14 protein-coding genes are annotated in these 18441 nt (G+C 53.8%); 4 read left to right on the top strand and 10 right to left on the bottom strand.

What is annotated here, in order from left to right; translation table 11 throughout:
- Positions 1–15: 15 nt before the first annotated feature.
- The 7 genes from IEX10_RS19470 to IEX10_RS19440 form a co-directional block, all read right to left on the bottom strand.
- Entirely contained in the window at positions 16–1626 is a 1611-nt protein-coding gene (locus tag IEX10_RS19470; RefSeq protein WP_188678930.1) for an NTP transferase domain-containing protein, read from the bottom strand.
- Positions 1623–2597 (bottom strand): XdhC family protein, encoded by a 975-nt coding sequence (locus IEX10_RS19465; protein ID WP_188678928.1) that lies wholly within the window; start codon positions 2595–2597, stop codon positions 1623–1625. Before IEX10_RS19465 ends, IEX10_RS19470 begins: the two co-directional genes overlap by 4 nt.
- Positions 2594–3835: a vWA domain-containing protein gene (locus IEX10_RS19460; protein WP_188678926.1), complete on the bottom strand. Its 1242-nt coding sequence runs from the start codon at positions 3833–3835 to the stop codon at positions 2594–2596. The genes IEX10_RS19465 and IEX10_RS19460 overlap by 4 nt, the downstream gene beginning before the upstream one ends.
- Before the next feature lie 7 nt (positions 3836–3842).
- On the bottom strand, positions 3843–4739 hold the full coding sequence (locus IEX10_RS19455) for an AAA family ATPase (RefSeq protein WP_188678924.1): 897 nt from the start codon (positions 4737–4739) through the stop codon (positions 3843–3845).
- Positions 4740–5392: 653 nt separating this feature from the next.
- A complete protein-coding gene (locus IEX10_RS19450; protein WP_157888371.1) occupies positions 5393–9079 on the bottom strand; it encodes a calcium-binding protein in 3687 nt (1228 codons plus the stop codon).
- Positions 9080–9118: 39 nt separating this feature from the next.
- Complete coding sequence (locus IEX10_RS19445; RefSeq protein WP_157888370.1) at positions 9119–9583, bottom strand: hypothetical protein; 465 nt, start codon at positions 9581–9583, stop codon at positions 9119–9121.
- 668 nt (positions 9584–10251) lie between these two features.
- The gene (locus IEX10_RS19440) at positions 10252–10716 is read right to left on the bottom strand and encodes an MAPEG family protein (protein ID WP_188678922.1); all 465 of its coding nucleotides are present in this window, start codon (positions 10714–10716) and stop codon (positions 10252–10254) included.
- 108 nt (positions 10717–10824) lie between these two features.
- Here IEX10_RS19440 and IEX10_RS19435 point away from each other — a divergent pair, with 108 nt between their 5' ends.
- Complete coding sequence (locus IEX10_RS19435; RefSeq protein WP_188678920.1) at positions 10825–11403, top strand: TetR/AcrR family transcriptional regulator; 579 nt, start codon at positions 10825–10827, stop codon at positions 11401–11403.
- A 363-nt stretch (positions 11404–11766) separates the two neighbouring features.
- On the opposite strand, the gene IEX10_RS19430 is transcribed toward IEX10_RS19435, so the two are convergent.
- Together IEX10_RS19430 and IEX10_RS19425 are read right to left on the bottom strand one after the other, a co-directional pair.
- Positions 11767–12780, bottom strand: a complete 1014-nt coding sequence (locus IEX10_RS19430) for a hypothetical protein (protein WP_188678918.1) — start codon at positions 12778–12780, stop codon at positions 11767–11769.
- Positions 12780–13460: a hypothetical protein gene (locus IEX10_RS19425; protein WP_188678916.1), complete on the bottom strand. Its 681-nt coding sequence runs from the start codon at positions 13458–13460 to the stop codon at positions 12780–12782. Before IEX10_RS19425 ends, IEX10_RS19430 begins: the two co-directional genes overlap by 1 nt.
- Before the next feature lie 207 nt (positions 13461–13667).
- Here IEX10_RS19425 and IEX10_RS19420 point away from each other — a divergent pair, with 207 nt between their 5' ends.
- Complete coding sequence (locus tag IEX10_RS19420; RefSeq protein ID WP_188678914.1) at positions 13668–14258, top strand: hypothetical protein; 591 nt, start codon at positions 13668–13670, stop codon at positions 14256–14258.
- 190 nt (positions 14259–14448) lie between these two features.
- Here IEX10_RS19420 and IEX10_RS19415 read toward each other — a convergent pair whose 3' ends face one another.
- Positions 14449–15081, bottom strand: a complete 633-nt coding sequence (locus IEX10_RS19415) for a tyrosine-type recombinase/integrase (RefSeq protein WP_188678912.1) — start codon at positions 15079–15081, stop codon at positions 14449–14451.
- Between the two features lie 242 nt (positions 15082–15323).
- On the opposite strand from IEX10_RS19415, the gene IEX10_RS19410 reads away from it, so the two are divergent.
- Positions 15324–15743: a hypothetical protein gene (locus tag IEX10_RS19410; protein ID WP_188678910.1), complete on the top strand. Its 420-nt coding sequence runs from the start codon at positions 15324–15326 to the stop codon at positions 15741–15743.
- Positions 15740–18175, top strand: a complete 2436-nt coding sequence (locus tag IEX10_RS19405) for a DUF4132 domain-containing protein (RefSeq protein WP_188678908.1) — start codon at positions 15740–15742, stop codon at positions 18173–18175. Before IEX10_RS19410 ends, IEX10_RS19405 begins: the two co-directional genes overlap by 4 nt.
- Positions 18176–18441 lie beyond the last annotated feature (266 nt).

Genomic DNA, 18441 nt, shown 5'->3' with positions numbered 1-18441 from the left:
TGATAAATCAAGCGGTCAGGTGCGTGTATACTGTGCCATCCACGCATCCCAAGCCTCTGGCGTGTCGAGATCGACCAGCACACCAGCGCCGCGCGGCACCAGCCGGAGGCTGTCGCTTTCCGCTTCGATCAGGGATTTCGCCCCGCTGTCCCCGCTAAAACTGGCGAGGCTTTCAAAGTAGCGTTTGTCAAACAACACCGGATTGCCCCGTTTGCCGTTCGGCGCAACCGGCGCCACGATCAGCGCCCCTTGCGCCGGATCAAAGCCACCTATCAGCGCATCAATATCGTCGCCCGTAACTTCGGGCATATCCGCCAGCGCGATAATCACGGCACTCGCCTCTGGTGGGAGGGCGTTGATACCGGCCCGAAGGCTCGCCGCCAGACCGCTGGCTGCATCCTTTGCGGGGACCAGTTGCGCGGGGCAGTCCGTCAGAGCGTCCTTCACCGCTTTATTTGCAGGGTTGATGACGATGCTCAGCCCCCCAGCCGAAGATCCCAGCAGGCGGTCCGCCGTACGCCGCACCAGCGGCACGCCGTCAATTTCGCGCAACAGCTTGTGGTCGCCGCGCATCCGGCTGGACTGACCGGCGGCAAGTAACAGGACATGGGGCGCCTGCGCCTTGCGGGTGCTGCGAATGCGGCGGGGTTGCGGACGGGCTGGAACCTCTTTCAGCAAACCGCCAACTCCCATCAAAGCAATGTCATCATGGCTAACAGGCAGGTTCGCCATTAACCGTTCCAACACCCAGTCCACCCCGTTCAATGCGGGCGAGCGGCAACATCCGGGCAGCCCGATCACAGGCTTGCCGTGCAAATCCCCCAGAAACAGCAGGTTTCCCGGATCAACCGGCATACCAAAGCGCGTTAGCGTTCCGCCTGCATCCACCAGTCCGGCGGGTGCGACATCATTCGGATCAGACGTGGCCGAGGCTCCGAGAATCAACACCATATCCGCACCCCCTGCCCGCGCGATCGCCGCGCCAATCGCATCTTGGGTGTGATCCACTGTTTCAACCCCTTGCAATGTCAGACCCAAGGCCACGGCCCGCGCCCGCACCGCAGCTTCGCCCTTGGCCAGAAGCGAAGGTTTAAAACCAGAGGTGCGGGTCAGGATCAGCCGCGCGGTTTTCGCGCGGAAGGGATGCAGCATCAGGCTGTCCGCCGTCAGCATTGCAGCAGCCTGTTCCACCTGCACCCGCGGCACTGCGTAAGGAATGATCTTTATAGTAGCGATCATCGTGCCGTCATGCACCCGCGCATAAGCCGGCAGGGTGGCGATGGTGATGGCGGGATCAACGGTGTTAAACCCCGTTATAGATGCCGCATTAACCCGCAGCACGCCATCGCGGGTTGCGATCAGGTTTACACGTCCGTTCATGGGCTGGGTCACACGGATCATCGGCGGGGAAAGCCCTGCCGCCAGCTCTGCTGCCGCCGCGTCCTCTTGTAAATCGTCGGGATCAAACTGCGCTACGGTCAGTTCACGAACGGCGCGTTTATGAAGCCCGACAATATCCTGCTGCGTAATCACATGTCCCTTGGCCAGTCGCAGCCCGTCGCGCTGGAAGGAATGGGCCAGCGTGTGGCCAAGCGTTTGGGGAACGGGAAGCGGGCCGAACTTCATCGCTGCCGGAGCGTTTGGGTCATTTCGGCCATGATCGACAAAGCAATCTCAGACGGGGTGGCGGCACCAATATCCAGCCCCACCGGCCCGCTGATCCGCGCGATTTGCGTTGCGTCAAAGCCAAGCTCTTCCAGTTCGGCACGCCGCTTTGCATGGGTCCGCGTCGACCCGAGCGCGCCGATATAAAACGCATCCGATTTCAAACCGGCCGCCAGCGCTGGTGTGTCCAGCTTGGGATCATGGGTCAGCGTCACCAACGCCGTGCGGGCATCAAGGCCAAGCTGTTCAACTGCCGCATCCGGCCAGTCATTCAGGATCGTTTCACCCGGAAACCGCGACTGGCTGGCAAAACTGTCGCGCGGGTCCACAAGGTACGGCGCATAGCCTGCAATCCGCGCCATTGGCAGCAGCGCCTGTGCAATATGCACCGCCCCGACCACCACCAGCCGCAGGGGCGGGTTCTGGATCACGGTGAACACATCGTCGTCCATACCGGATTTATCAGACGCAAATCGCGCGCCAGCATCGGCAGGCCCGATCAAGCGGCGGTGCCAGTTGGTCAGATTGGTTTGGATACCGACTGGGCGGCGGTCTTTGCGCGCCGCAGCGATGGCTTGGATATCCTCAACCGATGGCCCCTGCCCGTTCCCGACAGGTTCCACCAGAACCTTGATCGTGCCGCCACAGGCCAGACCGACGGCAAAGACTTCTTCATCCGACACACCATATTCCAGAACGCGGCAGTCTCCGGTGTTCAACGCCTCCAGCGCTTCGGCTACGACAGCACCTTCAACGCAGCCTCCCGAAACCGAGCCCTGAAATTCGCCGTCATCGCGGATCGCCAGTTGTGCGCCCACCGGACGCGGTGCGCTGCCCCATGTTTCAATAACCGTGGCAAGGGCGGCGCGGTAGCCCTGATTGATATACCCAAGAACAACTTCAGGCATATTATCGAGATTGGACTGTGTCATAGCATCCCCATCAATCGTTGTTTTTCGCCAGACCCGCCCGAGGACAGAGCTTCTGTCAGATCGCGCAGTGCGTTCAGACTATGGCAGGAATGGAAACTGTCAACATGGGGCAGAAGCGCGCGGATGCCAGCGGCTTGGGGCGAAAATCCGTCCCAGCGCATCAGCGGGTTCAACCAGATCACCTGACGGCTCGACAGACGCAAGCGGCGGGCTTCACGAGCGAGCTCTTCGGGATCCTGTCGCTCCAGCCCGTCAGTGACCAACAGAACCACAGCCCCGCGCGACAGGACACGGCGGGACCAGTCTTTGTTAAATGCAGCCAGGGATTCACCAATCCGTGTCCCGCCGTCCCAATCCTCGGCCTGCTGGCCCACCGTTTTCAACGCGGCATCAGGATCGCGCTGGGACAGGCTGCGGGTGATATTGGTTAGGCGGGTGCCAAAGGTAAAGCTGTGCACCTGCGCCCAGCCTTGCCCTTTGGTGACAGAAACAGAATGCAGGAAATGCATGAACAGCCGCGAATAGGTGGACATGGAACCTGAAATGTCACACAGCGCCACCAGATCAGGATTGCGCTGACCTTGGGTTCTACGGGGCAGTTTTAGAACCTCCCCCCCTGTGCGCATGGCGCGCCGCATCGTGGCGCGGGCGTCGATACGGCTGCCGGAATGGCTCGCCGTCAAGCGGCGGTTGCGGATTGGCTTGATCGGCAAACTCATCCGAGCAATCGCCTGTTTTGCTTCGGCCATTTCGGCGTTGGACATCTGCTCGAAATCCATTGATTGCAGCTTTTCGTTGGCCGACAGACTGAACTGCGCGTCCAGTTCCACTTCTTCTCGTGCGTCTTCGACATCGGGTTGCGCAGGCGGCGGTGCGCCTTCAAGCATTGCCTCGGCGGCCCGTTGTTCCGCAGTCTTTGGGGCTTTGGGCGCGTGCTGCGTCTGGATCATCGGCAACATGGTCTGGATCATGGTTTCGATAAATTCGGGATCGCGCCAGAACATGGAAAACACCCGCTCGAACACGTCCAGATGCTCGGCGCGGGACACAAGACAGGCGCGCAATGTAAAGAAGAAGTCCCGCCGCTCTGTGAATCCCGCAGCCTCTACCGCGCGAATTGCGCCAAGGGTTTGGGCCGGACCAACCGGCACACCCGCACGCCGCAGGGTGCGCACGAAGTAGATAATGTTGCGCGACAAACGCCCTTGCGGCGGAAGGATTCCGTTTGTGCGGCTCATCTGTAGCTCATTGGGTGGACAAACGAGCGCGCGCTGTATCGAGTATCCGCGTTGCCTCTGATCCGGCCAGTTTGGCGATGTCATCCTGATACTTCAGAACAGCGCCCAAAGTGTCGGCAATCACCTCGGGCGAGAGAGCAACCGCATCCAGCGCCACAAGACATTTGGCCCAGTCGATCGTCTCGGCCACACCGGGGTTCTTGAACAGATCAGCTTCACGCAGCGCCTGAACAAAAGCAACAACCTCGCGGCTGAGAGTCTCGCTTGCTTCTGGAGCGCGGGCTTGCAGGATGTCAAATTCGCGGTCAAACGACGGATAGTCGACCCAGTGATAAAGGCAGCGCCGCTTTAGCGCGTCATGCACTTCGCGGGTGCGGTTCGAGGTCAGGATCACGATGGGTGGTTCGGGTGCCTTGATGGTGCCAAGTTCGGGGATCGTCACCTGATAATCCGAAAGTGCTTCCAGAAGGAACGCCTCAAACGGTTCATCCGTGCGGTCGATTTCATCAATCAACAGGATCGGCGGGCCGTTTTCATGGGGCTGCATCGCTTCCAATAACGGGCGGCGGATCAGGTATTTGTCGCTGAACAAGGCATCTTCGGGCAAACCGCCATCGCCCGCAGCGCGCAAAGCGATCATCTGCGCTGCAAAGTTCCACTCATACACAGCCGAGGCCGCATCCAGTCCTTCGTAGCACTGCAACCGGATCAGATCCCGCCCCAACGCCGTGGCAAGGGTCTTGGCCAGTTCGGTCTTGCCAACGCCAGCCTCCCCTTCCAGAAAGACAGGTCGTTTCAGCGTCAGCGCCAGATACACCAGCGTCGCAAGTGATCTGTCGCAAATATAGTTTTCATCCGACAGCATCGTTTGCGTTGCGTCGATGGATTGGGGCAGTGATGGCATTGCAATATCCTTGGTTACGCAAAATGTAGCAGGTTTCAATCCAAGGGAAAGGGGCGCCATGCCACGCACTGGCGCAAAAACAGGCGGTTTGCCAAAGGATGTGTCGCAAGGGTGAGACAGTTGCATTCACGTCAAGGGCCCAACGCCTCCGGCGGTCATATCGTCAAGGCCTTAATGCACAATATTACTTAGTAGTAGTGCATCAGATACAAAAAACATCTACAATTTTATCTTACATTTCGCAGTTGAAGAAATGCTTACACATTGCAGTCGGTAACTCGTACTTTACGCTTCTCGTACGGCCTTCCCTCACGCATTGGTGGGAATGGTGTCTTATCGTGTTGTCGGACACCACTGGGCGGAATACCGACTTTCGTTGCGACCAGAATGTACGGCAGTTGAGCGCAGGAAGTGGAGTTTGTAATGTTACGCGAACGGCCCTTAGCTGCCTTTCACAACAATGTCGGGCGCTGCGGCGCAGCTTCCTTAAACCGGACATTCGTGCATCATGTAGAATTTTAGCATGCCTGAGGTCTGCTTTGTGGACAAAGCGACCCCATCCGAAACAAAGACCAAGGTCCGCTTTCGGATGCGGGTCGAGTGGTAAACATATAAGGGCTACTGCGCCCAAAGGAACGCAGCAGCGCTGGCACCTACGCCATGAAGAACTGATCAGCCGTCACCCCATCTAGTTCAATACTGTGCACGTAATCAGTGGCAGTGCCTTGGAAACTAATAACTAAATCACCATCCCCATTGTGGGTGTGTTGGAAGCCAGTGGGCAGGGCATCAATTTGAAACAGGTTCAATTCCTGGCCGCCAACTGTCAAGCTGTCCACACCGACTTCGAAGTCGGTAATAACGCTGCTTGTCGCTTTATGCTTGATGTTGTTGAACACAAAGCTGTCAGCCCCTTCGTCACCTGTCATGGTATGTCCTGAGCCGTGGCTTAGGGCACCCACGATCAAATCGTCACCTGCGCCGCCATAAGCCTCGTTTTCACGTACATTCAGGAACAAGCGGTCATCGCCTTCGCCACCGTAGTAGGTTGCTCCACTGCTGTATTTGACATTGATCGTATCATTCCCATCCCCACCATAGAACTCGCTGTCCACACTACGCAGGAAGTTGATATTATCGTTACCGTCACCGCCATAAACAAAAAACTCTGAGTATTCATCAGTGATGATGTCGCTATCAGCATCCGTGTAGCCAATGCCCATAGTGTCGTCGCCTGACGTACCATCCCAAGTGCGCTGCTCAATGCGTTCTGCGAGGAAGAAGTCCGCAGCTGTGACACCATCAAGCTCGATGGTGTGAACAAAGCCGTCTGCCGTGCCTTGGAAGTTGATCACCAGATTACCATCGCTGTTGTGGGCGTATTGGAATTCGGCAGGGATCTGGTTGATGTGCATTGCGTTCAGGATGCGACCATCAACCGTTAGGCTATCTACACCCACTTCAAAGTCGGTAATCAAGCTGATGGTGGCTGCCGTTCCTGCATTGGTGAACACAAAGCTGTCCGTTCCTTCACCACCTGTCATCGTGTGGCCAGATCCGTGGCTCAGAGCCCCCGATATCAAATCATCGCCAGCACCACCAAAGGCTTCGTTTTCACGCACACCTAAGAACAAACGGTCATTGCCTTCACCACCGTAGAACGTTGCACCACTGCTGTAATGAACATTGATCGTATCGTTCCCATCGCCCCCGTAGAACTCGCTATCTACACTTCGTGTCAATGTAATATTGTCGTCGCCTTCGCCCGCTTCAATTACAAATTCTGCATATTCATCGGTGATTGTATCACCGCCTGCATCCATGAAACCAACTCCGATCGTGTCGTCTCCAGATGATCCAGCCACAGTTCCAGAGTCATCACCGCCTTCGAGATTTGGTATCTCTGGCACGGTTGTTTCTATTTCACCAATCGTTGGGAGTGTGACATTAAATTCACCAGTCGTAACCAATGAGGTTCCGGTTAAAGAGCCGCCAAGGATGAACCAGTTTCCGATATCCTCAACATCAGAAAACGCTGGGATTTCACTAAAGTTCTCGACACCTATCTGATACGGGTCGTCACTGCCCGGCCACATATCAATTCGTTCACCATCTTGATCCACCAAATAGGTTAACCAGCTGAGTTCCCGAAATCTGTGACCGCCGTTTCCCGGATCAACCCAAGCACTCATAAAGTTGGCAGTAGAAAGGTTCAGCGTGTCTGCAAAATTGTAATCTTCCGCATTCACGTAATGAACGCCGCTGTCATCGATATATTCTCTGACTGTAAAGACTCCATAACTGGCGGCGGCTGCGAAGACGCTAAAGTTAGTCGAGCCCAGAAAGCTTGCAGTGTATTGAGCAACCAATTGTTCAAAGTTGTTTGAGTAATTTAGATCAAGTTGAGTAAGGTGATCAAAGTTCCCATATTCTTCGCCAGAGGAAATTTCTGTAACTGTCTGTTGAACCGTTGTTGTGCCTAGAACACGTTCGAAGTGGCCATAGTCCATGACAATCTGATCAGTACTATCAGCATTCAAAATAATGGCATCAATTTCTGACCAATCAAAGTCTGAAGGCAGGCCTAAATCATTGTAGTCAAACAGATGGAAGTTTTCTTCTGTCAGGTTTGAAACATTGACGGTCATTATGGCGGCGTTTTCGCCACCCGCTGTGTTGAAGCGGTATGTATCTGCCCCACCGCCACCCCAAACAATCGCCGGCCCCAAACCGTTAGTGTTAATTTCGAAAACATCGTTTCCGCTGCCGCCAGCATAAATAAATCCGCCAGCATTAATATTGAATGTATCAACGTTATTTGTGCCAAGCACTGCTTCAATATTGATATAAAGATCACCTTCTGCATCTCCGCCAGACGCAGTTGGCCCACCAAAGGGGTCAACACCAGGAGGGGTTGGCAATGACGGAAGAAGTTCTATTGTCACCCCTGCGCTATTTGGGTCAAACCGAATGACATCAATCCCGCCACCGCCATCAATTTTATCGGCACCCGCACCGCCGATCAAAACATTGTTGCCGTCGTTGCCAATGATCACATCGTTGTAGTCGGAGCCAATAGCGTTTTCGAAATCGTTAAGAGTTACAGTGTTAGCGAAATCAACATTTTCCAGTGCAACATTTTTTGACACATAGCCATTGGTCGAACCAGGGCCAAGATTGATCAAGACACCACCAGTTTCAGTCATGCCATTCGCATCAATTGTATCTCCAACAGATGTATTACCAAAAGCGGACAGAGTAATTTGCACGTTCCCAGTTTCGTTAACAAATTCTGAAAATTTCCCGCTGAGAGAATAAGTGTCATCAAAATTGGTCCCACGATATTGCTCTATTTTTTGAACAATATCTGTGCCCCCAAAGCCGTCTGATACTGCTGCATTCAAACCAGTAATATTTGCCGAAATCCCTGTCTGGCGTGCCCCCAAGGGACTGTTGATTAGAGACAGATAACTTAGAATATCTACACCATCGCCGCCATTAACGTAATCGCTCCCAAGTGAAGCGTAGATCACATCGTAGCCACTGCCAGTGTGCAAAATGTCGTTGGCTGAATTGCCGGTGATGGTGTTGTCAGCAGTGCCAAGGACGATAAGATATTCAACAGTTGATGAGAAACTTCCTAGATCGAGATTGGCGAACGCGTCGTTAATATTGTTGGTCGAATCTACGAACACGATATCAAATGTTTGCTCGTTTAAAGGAGTATAGTCGTAGCCAATTTCTAATTCTGTTGAAGCATTGCCATTCGGAGTGTCAACGCCAGAGTTCGTTGAAGCTCCGCGATAGCTTACTCGAATTGACCCCTCGTCAAGTGCCAATTGAACGCTGTTCTCTAATAATACTTGAGAACCTTTATGTACAGGAAAACCACTCGCGTCCATCAATGTTAACGCGTCTCTTATTTCGTTTGGTGATTGTCCGTCAGGATCGTCATCATTCGCAACTGTATCGGTTCCAAAATGTAGATGTGCTAACTCATGTGCTAAAACAGATTCAGAACTGATGTTTTTTGCAACGCCATTTTGATCAATGAACAGGAATTCCTGCTCCACCCACTCAAAGTCGATAGAAACAACATGGGTATCTAAACCATTTTCATTGTTAACTCCGATGTCAGCACGAGCATTGTTATCTGTAAACTGTATAAGATAATTTCTACTGCTAGAAGCAATTCCATCTAGCATTTGGCGAGCTTCTGCTCCACCATTCTCATACAGGTTTGTTAAAACTGCCGTCGCCTTTATTTGAAACGAGTTGTCCGATCCTGGCGGTCCGTTTGATGAAATCTGAATTTTGTTTAGTACATCTTGAAGTGCCATGAAAATTGCTTTCTTAAATATGAAACTTGATGGTTCTAATTATTCTGAACAGGACCCAAAATAATTCTTTGTTTCTTGGCAATATTCCCGAGCTGAATTTACCGCGAATAGTTTGCTATAAAGCGAGAACATAGATTTGGCCTGCCCTGAAATCGGATCAATATTAGTACATATTGCTGCGTTGACTTCTTTTTGTTTGGCGAAAATCACTTTAGATTTTTCTAATGAAAAGCATGCGTATCGGCCATGAATGAGATGCGTTCGTAACTTGGTTGGTTCGGTGATCAGACCCCAAAGCCGAATTTCACCGTGGTTTTTAAAAACTACATTTCCAAAGCTAGTAACTTTGACGACTTCATCGACAAAATCAGGTTTTAGAATATTTACTTCTGAACTCACTTTCTCAGCAAGTACAAGGCAAGCACCCATTAGCAAAAATTTTAGAAGAAAGATTTTTCTTGCGAACAAAAATATCCCACGTCGACGCAATTTTTTTCCTAACATACAAGTTTCATGGCAAATGAATATCTAAAGTTGAGGATTGTCAAACGTGATTTTTAGCGCCCTTACCCTCCAGACTCACGTATCTACCTCAAAGATCGTATGTACGGCGTTAAAAACCCCACCCCAGAGCGTTTCAACGATCCAGCCGGATGACTGCTCGAGGTCGCATATTACTTGGATGCAACTGAACTTCTGAAAACCGACTCAAACAATATTCTTCCTTTTGTGGATGATTTAGAGAACAAGCCAACACCCAAAAACTGAAGTTCTCTGACGTCCTGAAAAGCTTCAACATCATCACCTCCATTCAACCCTTAGTTGGTTAACATATGTCCCGCACCGCGATGTTCACATTTTGTTATGGAGCCTGATTTCAAGCACGGGTTGTATGAAACTGACATTCGCGGCAACGCAGTAAAACGCAAATTGGGCTCTTTACTGCCATTCGCTGCAATTGGAAACATCGCGTGCTGCCGAACGTCCGCTTCTTCATAAGCGAAAACCAAGTTTCGCGAACGCAGCGAAGGGCCGCTTCCCGCCAGAAGTGCCGATTTCTGCGATGCAGCGTTTCAATTTCTTGGGCGAAGAGATGACACCCGAAGCGACCTGAATTAAAGTCGGCTTTGCTAGTATCGTGACACTTCCCCTCAACGCCTTTAGCCCTTTTCCTACGTTAAAAGGGCGATCAGTGCGTGGAGAGCCATATAGATGACAATCAAAGAACCAATGGTATAGCAGGTGGCCCGAACTTCGTGTGTCTGCCGTGTCGCATATGCGACGAAGTGTGCCGCGCGGGCTGTGACGAACCCATACATCAAGAATTGGGCAAGGATAAGCGGTGGATTTGTCAGCACGAACAGCAGCCCGGCAATCCAGAACGCCGGAATGTTTTCAAGGTCATTGCGATGCATGCGGCGTGAGCGATCTACGTAGTCATTGGCTTCAAGCTGAGAGGGGTCCGGTTTTTTATTGATCGGGCCAGCGCGCAGGTCTTCCGGACTCGCCAGGCCTGAGTTGCTCCGAAGCATCCGGTAAACGGTCATCCAACCTTGCCCCATCACTTTTAGGACCATTAGGGCCGATGCAACTGCGTAGGTCACAAAGATCGGGTTTTCAAAGCCGATTTCCTGCATCGTAAATCTCCTTTTAGGCCTTAGCGTTCAAACCATATGTTTATTTACTTACCAATGGTAAGTGTATATCTTACCGTTGGTAAGTAGTCAATATTTTCGGGTGATTGGATGAAGACGGACGAGAAAATCCTTAAGACCGCACAGGCGTTATTGGCGTCGGATGGGTTCGGGGCAGTCTCTTTTGACGCAATTGGGCGTGCTCTTGGAATGTCGAAACAGGCCGTACTCTATTGGTATCCATCCAGACAAGAGTTGCTTGCTGCAATGCTTGGCTCTTGGTTGGCGGCGGAGGCGGACGTAGCTGTGAATGCCGTTGACGGTAAAGATACGCCCAACGCTGCAATCTCTGCCTTTGTCGAGGCTGTTGCGGCGTTCCATTTAGGTGACTTGGATCGGTTCCGAATGATGTATTTAGCGCCGCAGACCTTGAAGGTCGAAATGCAGGCCCCGATGGAAACGGGGGCGCTCGATCAGGTGCATGCCACCACGAGCCGAATGTATGGCGCCCTGGCCGACTGCCTTGGGGGAGATCCGCTGTTCGCTCGCCAGCAGGCAACATCGATCCATTGTGCGGTCTTGGGGCTTGCTCTGATGTTTGGTCTCGCAAACGGGATCAAAGACCCGTTGAAACACTCGCAGAAGGATCTGATCGCTGCCCTTGTGGCGAGGCTTACCGATCCTGAATAGTGCAGCAGTAAGAAGATTGGGCTCGGAACTGCCGTTTGCTGCGACCGTCACCAATGGCGGAAAGCGGGCTTTCGCTACATGATGCAAAAGAGCTTCGGCCGGACACAAAAGCGGACTTTCAACCTCTTTTGCCTCGCCCCAAGTCGAAGCGAACTTCTGTCTTCCGTGACAACCGGTCTAACGAGTAGGCTGACACCTGGCCTCGCAAGATTGAAATGTCGAGGGTAGCCGATTGAATTGGGCCTGCGCTACGTTGACCCATTGAAGAGTTCCGCGTCGCGCTGGTTCGTCGTTTCATAGTCGAACAACCGGCGTCTGTTACGATGTCCCGCGGCTGCATGCAAATGCGGCGAGGCCCGCCAGCTACTGCTCCGGTGTGACGATGAGGAAGGGGCTTTTTGTTTCCCGCGAGGCGGCCAGGATGAAGTCACGTCCGCCTACTCCGCCGTCGATGAGGGCTCGCGACAGTGCGTGCTGCTGACCGAGGCCGGCCACGGCGCTGGCGAAGCCGTCGGCGATACGGCTAAGGCGCACAGCGGCCTCACGACGAACGGTGATCGACGTGGCCAAATCCTTTTCGGCAGCGGCGATCAGTCGGGCCAGCGCATCCGGGTTCATCCGATCAAGGCACCTGAGGTTGTCGTCTCGGTACTGCGCAGCGTATTCGCCCGCATGGGCCAGATCTTCGGAAATGAATAGTGCCCGCAGCTCTGCTTCCTCGCAGAGCCACTTTGCCGAGCCCAAGGTCCAGATCAGGTCCAGTCGCTCCATAGGGAGGGCGGTCGCCTCGGCGGGATCCATGGCTTCCCGTAGCAAGTCGGAGATTGTGCTCACGTGTGTGGAAAGCTGTCTTTGCAGAGCGCCTGCAATCGCGAGGTGGTCCGTCCGCGTCGCGACGCCATCAAGGTCTTTAAGCGCCGCGCGGATGTCGCTGAAGAGGCGGCGGATTTCGGCCTCCTGTATTAACCTGCCAATATCGCGAACTTCCTCGCGCAACGTCCCGAGATTTTTCTCGATGGCGATCAGGCGCATGTTCATGATCGCAAAGCCGGCGATGGACACGCCGAGCCCGATCCCGGTGAGAGCGATGTTTGCAATCTGCAGATTTTGCAGAAGGGCCATGCCCTGACGCAGTTGTTCGAGCGAAGATTTGATCTGTTCGTTCTGCACCATCCCGACAATCCCGAGGGGCGAGAAACCGGTTTGTGCAGCTGCGCCTCCGGCCTGAGCAAAAGCTTGGACGAAACCTTGCGTCTGCTGAACGTGCCCCAGGATTTGGCCGGAGGAGACATCCTTGATGATCGCGCCTATCAACTGAGCCTTACCGGACGAAACAAGCGCGTCGAGGCCAGGAGGGATGGCGTAGAGGAGAGGCATCAAGCGGCCCGCAGTTCAGCTTCGAGACTGCGTAGCGTGATCGCTTGGAGATCGGTCACGAGACAGCGCTCGCCCGGCGCAAGTCCGTGACCCAACGCCGCGATGCGGGCGCGGCCCTGGAGGCGGACTACGAGATGTCTGCGATTTCGATCACTGAGCCGATCAACGACGCGGCTGCCGGTCAGCGTAGCCAAGGCGATACCGGTGCCTCCCAATGCGAGCATGGGCCAGGAGATCGCCGTGGTGGTGAAGATGATGAAGGAGGTCGTGGTCACCGTCGCGAGCGAAACAACAGTGGGGATGGCTGCAAGAGAAGCGGCGAGCACGCCAGCTCCGGTAAGAGCGGGCAGCGCGACGCGCAGGGCGTCTTGGCGGGTGCCCTTCTCGGAGAGCGCTGAGACAAGCGCTCCAATTTCGGTGTCCATCTCTGCCTCGACGCGGCTGGCGGTTCGCTGCGCCCAAGGTTCGAAAAGTTCCTTCCAAAGCCTGTCGGGCGAAACTTGCGCCTTGCTCGCGGCGATCGAGGAAATCGATGCGACGGTTCTTTCAATTTCCGCCATGAGATCGGGCAGAGCGTTCTCCACTTGTTCAGTTATTCGCTCGAAGTGCGCCTGTTTCCACTGGATCATCTCGAGCTCTACCGCTGGGTCGAGCGGATGCGCCGGGGCTGTTAAAGTCATCACGTTTCTCGGTTGCCTGACTGCGGGCAGGCCATATCGCGAGGCCATTATTGGAATTTCATAGTGAGCGGGCGGCAGCCTATAATCAAGCTTTTCCCGAAAGAAATTTCAAAGCTCATGGTGCAGCGGCACGCCGGACGAAAGTAACTTCCTTTCGATCAATCGATCCGCAGTGGCAGAAAGCGGCAGTTTTTGCGAAGGACAGTGGTGAACGACGCGTTTCGGGAACGCCATGAAGCGGCAGACGGTCAGCTATTATCGGCAACCACGGGACAATTACGTCCGAAAACCAAGTTACTCTCGCCTCGTGAACATTGGCGTAGTTATTGGCACTTGGCCGAGTTGGAGAGACCAGCTAAAGAGGAGTTTAAGGCCAAGCCTGGAGGGCAGAGAGTGGGAAAATCATTCCCCGAATTACAGGAACATCAGGCTCGCATCGAAAAAGCCTTAGACACTGCCAAGCCTGAGGCGGTCGCACAAGGCAAGGCGCTTCTATCAGCGAACTGCGAGCAATACATCGAAGCGCAAGGTTTCGACGCAGAAAAGTTATTGGGCATAATTGCCGCCAAGCATCAAACCTCCGAGACCATCTCTTGCCAAGAGCTCTACGAAACCTGCCACAGGACAAGCGGCAAATGGTGGAAGGAGATCGGGATGGCCGCCGCCCGCTTCTGCACAGGTGCGACTTCCATATGGGGGTGGGCCAAAGGCCACCCCGGCATGAACGACGCTGTTGTGAACGGCCAGACCGACAAACGCGGCAATGGGGCAGCCACTATGGACTACTTAAAGAACTGAGCAGCCGAAAATTCTTCTGGAAGCCTCCGTATGTGCGGCCGTGTAAGCGCGAATTCTGCATCGCAATGGCCCACTCAACTTGCTAAATTTCTGCGCGCTTCAAGAACGGCTGGTTCGGTGAAACTGCACTGCGCGCTGACTTCTATCCCAAAGGTCTGGTCAGGGCCGTCTGTGGCGACGGCCCAGCCGTTTAGATTTCGATAGCTTCGGCGATCACAAGTGCATCTTCAAGCTCGACGCCGAGGTACCTGACAGTGCTGTCCATCTTGGTATGACCCAACAGCAGCTGGACCGCCCGCAGGTTGCCTGTCTTCTTGTAGATCTGCGTGACCTTCGTTCGCCGCATCGAGTGCGTGCCATAGGCGCTTGCCTCCAGACCAATGGATGTCACCCAGTCACGCACAATTCGCGCGTACTGGCGGGTCGAGATGTGAAGCCGTTCGTGAAAACGCCCAGGCCAGAGGTATTCGGATCCGACCATCAGCGGCTCCCGCATCCATCTTGCCAGCGATGCACGGGTGCCTTCGGAGATTTCGAAGCGCACAGGTTTCCGGGTCTTGCTCTGAAGAACCGACGCGCGTTCTTTGATTTGGCCTGAGGCCATGACATCGACCACCTTCATCTTGACCAGATCGCAGCCGCGCAGCTTGCTGTCGATGGCAAGATTGAAGAGGGCCAGATCACGATGGTTTTCAGCCAGTTCCAGCCGCACTCTGATAGCCCAGACATGTTTGGGCTTGAGAGGCCGTTTCTGGCCGACGATCCGGCCTTTGTTCCAGACCGGACGTAGTGCGCGGATGGCGGGTAAGTTTGATGTTTCCATGATGGATCCTCCGATCCACCACGCCCTCCCACATCGACAACCCGACGTTGACAAGACATCATATCACATGATGCTGCGCTGCCTCTGAGGTCGGCAGTGAGCCCAAACTACTTAATGCTGCAAGTTGCACCAATGTCGGGAAACCGCAAAGTTTGTCGCTCAGAATCGTCGAACTTGAGACTTGGCTGATTAATGGAAATCACGCTATGTTTCGCCGATAGATCAAGTAGAGGATTTTTGTGTTGGCGCAGTTATCTATTGTCGAAAAAATTGTTGGTCAAACTCAACGGCAGGCATTCTCGCTTCGACTGGCGAGCGAACGTATTTCAGCGCGCGACGTCGTAGCGAAGCATGTTCGAGATGAAGTTGATCGGTTGAATGATCTCGCGCGCCGCAGACACGTAGAACACGACCGAGTTGCTTCATTTCTCGTTGGTGATCACTCGCACGAGTTGGAGCGAAAACTGAACAAGCCGAACCGTAAAGGCCCCAAAGCCCTTGATCCCACCAAGGAAATCGAAGCTGCTTTGGATGCCATCGAGTCAAGGAGAGTAATCGTATTGTTCGATGACTTTGAGGTAGAGGACTTTGATGCAGATCTAACGGTCACAGATCAAAGCAAAATCACTTTCCTGCGCCTCGTACCCTTGGTTGGAGGATGAAACGCCTTCTGGCAATACTTGGATTGCGCAATTCTGCTGCCTCCCAAACCGGCGAAGCCAAGGCCGTGCTCGCTCAGATCATCGAAGAAATCGTGGCGGTTCGCAGAGAGCAGAACACAGGATGGGACGGGGTGAAGAGTTTGAAGGACTCGGCGCGCTGGCGTGCGCTGATGGAAGAACCAAGGGAGGTTCAAGTCAGTGTTGCTCTGGCGGCTTTGGCCAAAAACAAGCGCGGTATGAGCGGCGGGGGCGGTTGGGACTATTGGTTGCGCCGCGACATACCTTTTTCCATTGCGCGGCTTATCCTTCAAAAAAAATCAATAAAGATCAGCGAGGAAGACCTTGTCAGGCTTGTCAACAAGGCAACGCAAACGGACCACCTCGAATACCAGTTCCCGGTCTCAACAGTTTTAGGGGCTTGCGAACGGCATCTGGCGGAACAGGCACCAACCAAAGCGTTACGCCGCGCACTCGAAGCTTTTGTCCGTCGAACGGAAACAGAGGGCCACGCAACTCAGGCGGTACGCAAAATGGGGATTAGGGCAAAGGCGATGCTGAACCCAAATGCCGCTGGCGGCGCCGCTTCGCTACCTTCGGGTGCATTTTCAAAGAAGCTCATGCAATGGGTTGGCAAGGAACCTTCGCGTGTCGCATTGGCGAGCCACCTCAACGAGGCCTTCGACAAATCAAAGCCAACCAAGACTTGGCTGAAAGAAGGCGCGGCACGCACCAAACTCGTGAGCGATTTGTGGGATCAGCTAAGCATTTGGTTGGAATCAGAAGTGCCGGACCCGTCGAAACCTGATATGTCCCTGGATCTTCTGAAATCCCTGATCTGGCTGGCACCGCCTGAGATGGCTCCACAGATTGGTCGCTTCTGTCAGGTATGTTTCAAGAAAGTCCCACAGATCGGCGCGCGCTCAATAAAGCTTGGCAACGCATGTCTGCTTGCATTGGAAGGTATGGGGACAAATTTTGCAGCGGTTGCCGAACTTTCAAGATTGTTGCGTGATATTAAATACGCCTCTGTCAGAGATCAGATCGCCCAGCGTTTGGCCCGCGTTGCAAAGTCGGCTGGACTCGATGTCACGGAGCTAGAAGACCGAAGCCTTCCCGACTTCGGGCTCAATCAAGAAGGGTACGTAGAAGTCGCGCTAGAACGGTACTGTGCTACGCTTCGCGTAACTGCCCTCGAAACAAAACTGGCGTGGCGGAGCTCTAATGGAAAAGAACTCAAATCGATTCCTAAGCAAGTACGTGAAAACCATCCGGAAACGCTAAAAGCACTAAAATCTAAGCAGAAAGATATAGAGAACGCGCGCAAGGCTACAGTCGCGCGATTGGAAGCAAGTTGGGTCGACAGCTTGGACTGGGACCTCGAAGAATGGAGAACGCTATTTGAGCAACACCCCGTACGGCGGCAAATCACCCGTTCGCTGATCTGGCAACTGACGTGCGGTGACGCGACAGTCTCAGGATTGCCCAGCGATGCAGGTTGGGTTGGGCCTGATGGGGCGCCAGTCGAGCTTCCGGAAAAGGCTCGCGTCAGTCTTTGGCATCCTCTCAATTGCGATCCTGAGACGGTTCTGTCGTGGCGCCGCAATATCATTCAGGCAGGCCTAACGCAGCCCATCAAACAGGTCTATCGCGAAGTGTATGTGTTAACGGAAGCAGAGCGCCAAACTGAGGTGTATTCCAATCGTTTTGCTGCACATATCCTCCGTCAGCATCAGTTCAAGGCCCTTTGTGATGCACGTGGTTGGCGCTTCAACCTGATGGGCGCGCACTTTGATGGACACAACATCCCCGAGCGCCCGCTCCCATCTCTCGGTTTGAAAGCCGAATATACTGTTGAAGTTGTCGAGGATGGCCAAGCCAGTGAAACCGGTATTTCCTCACACGTCGCAACAGACCAAGTCAGCTTTCTTGACACCGAAAATAATCGAGTACCGCTGACTGAGGTAGAGCCAATCGTTTTCTCAGAACTGATGCGCGAAGTGGACCTGTTTGTGGCTGTTTCAAGCGTTGCCAATGATCCTGCTTGGACGGATGGCGGGCCTGAAGGACGGTTCGGACGGTACTGGCACGAACACGCATTCGGTGACCTCAGCCAAAGTGCCCAATCCCGTAAGGAATTGCTTGAAGACATCCTTCCAAGCCTCGCTATTGCGCAACGATGCTCCATTGAAGGGAAATTCTTGGTAGTTCGTGGAAAGTTGAATGACTACGTGATTCACCTCGGTTCCTCGAACATTCAAATACGACCGTCGAACAGATATTTGTGCATTGTCCCGGGACGCAGAAACTCGGAAGCAACACGCCTCCCATTCGCTGGCGATGGTACGTTTTCAATTATTCTTTCGAAAGCATATATGCTGATTGATGACGACAAGATTATCGATAAAACCATTCTCGCTCAACTCAGTCACTAGCGGCCGCTTTCCCATGAAAAGCCGCCCTTTAACTCATGCCTTCGAACGACAGCTCCGTCCGCTCTGCCGACCTTCATCCTTCGAAAATGCTGCGCCATGGACGAATGGCCGGTCTGGTGAAGCTGCGTCGCGGCATCGGCTATACCAGCCAGTGGCAGCTATGGGCCGTTCATGATCAGTAAAGATGGGGTCAGAATCTTCACGATACCTGCGAAGCCGATGGATTTGTGCACCTAGAAATGATTTCAGCACGGTGTCGGTTGTGA

Source organism: Neptunicoccus cionae, from assembly GCF_014643735.1.
Taxonomy (GTDB): Bacteria; Pseudomonadota; Alphaproteobacteria; order Rhodobacterales; family Rhodobacteraceae; genus Amylibacter; species Amylibacter cionae.
Note: the sequence above shows the minus strand (reverse complement) of the source record. Positions and strands in the feature narration are given on the sequence as shown.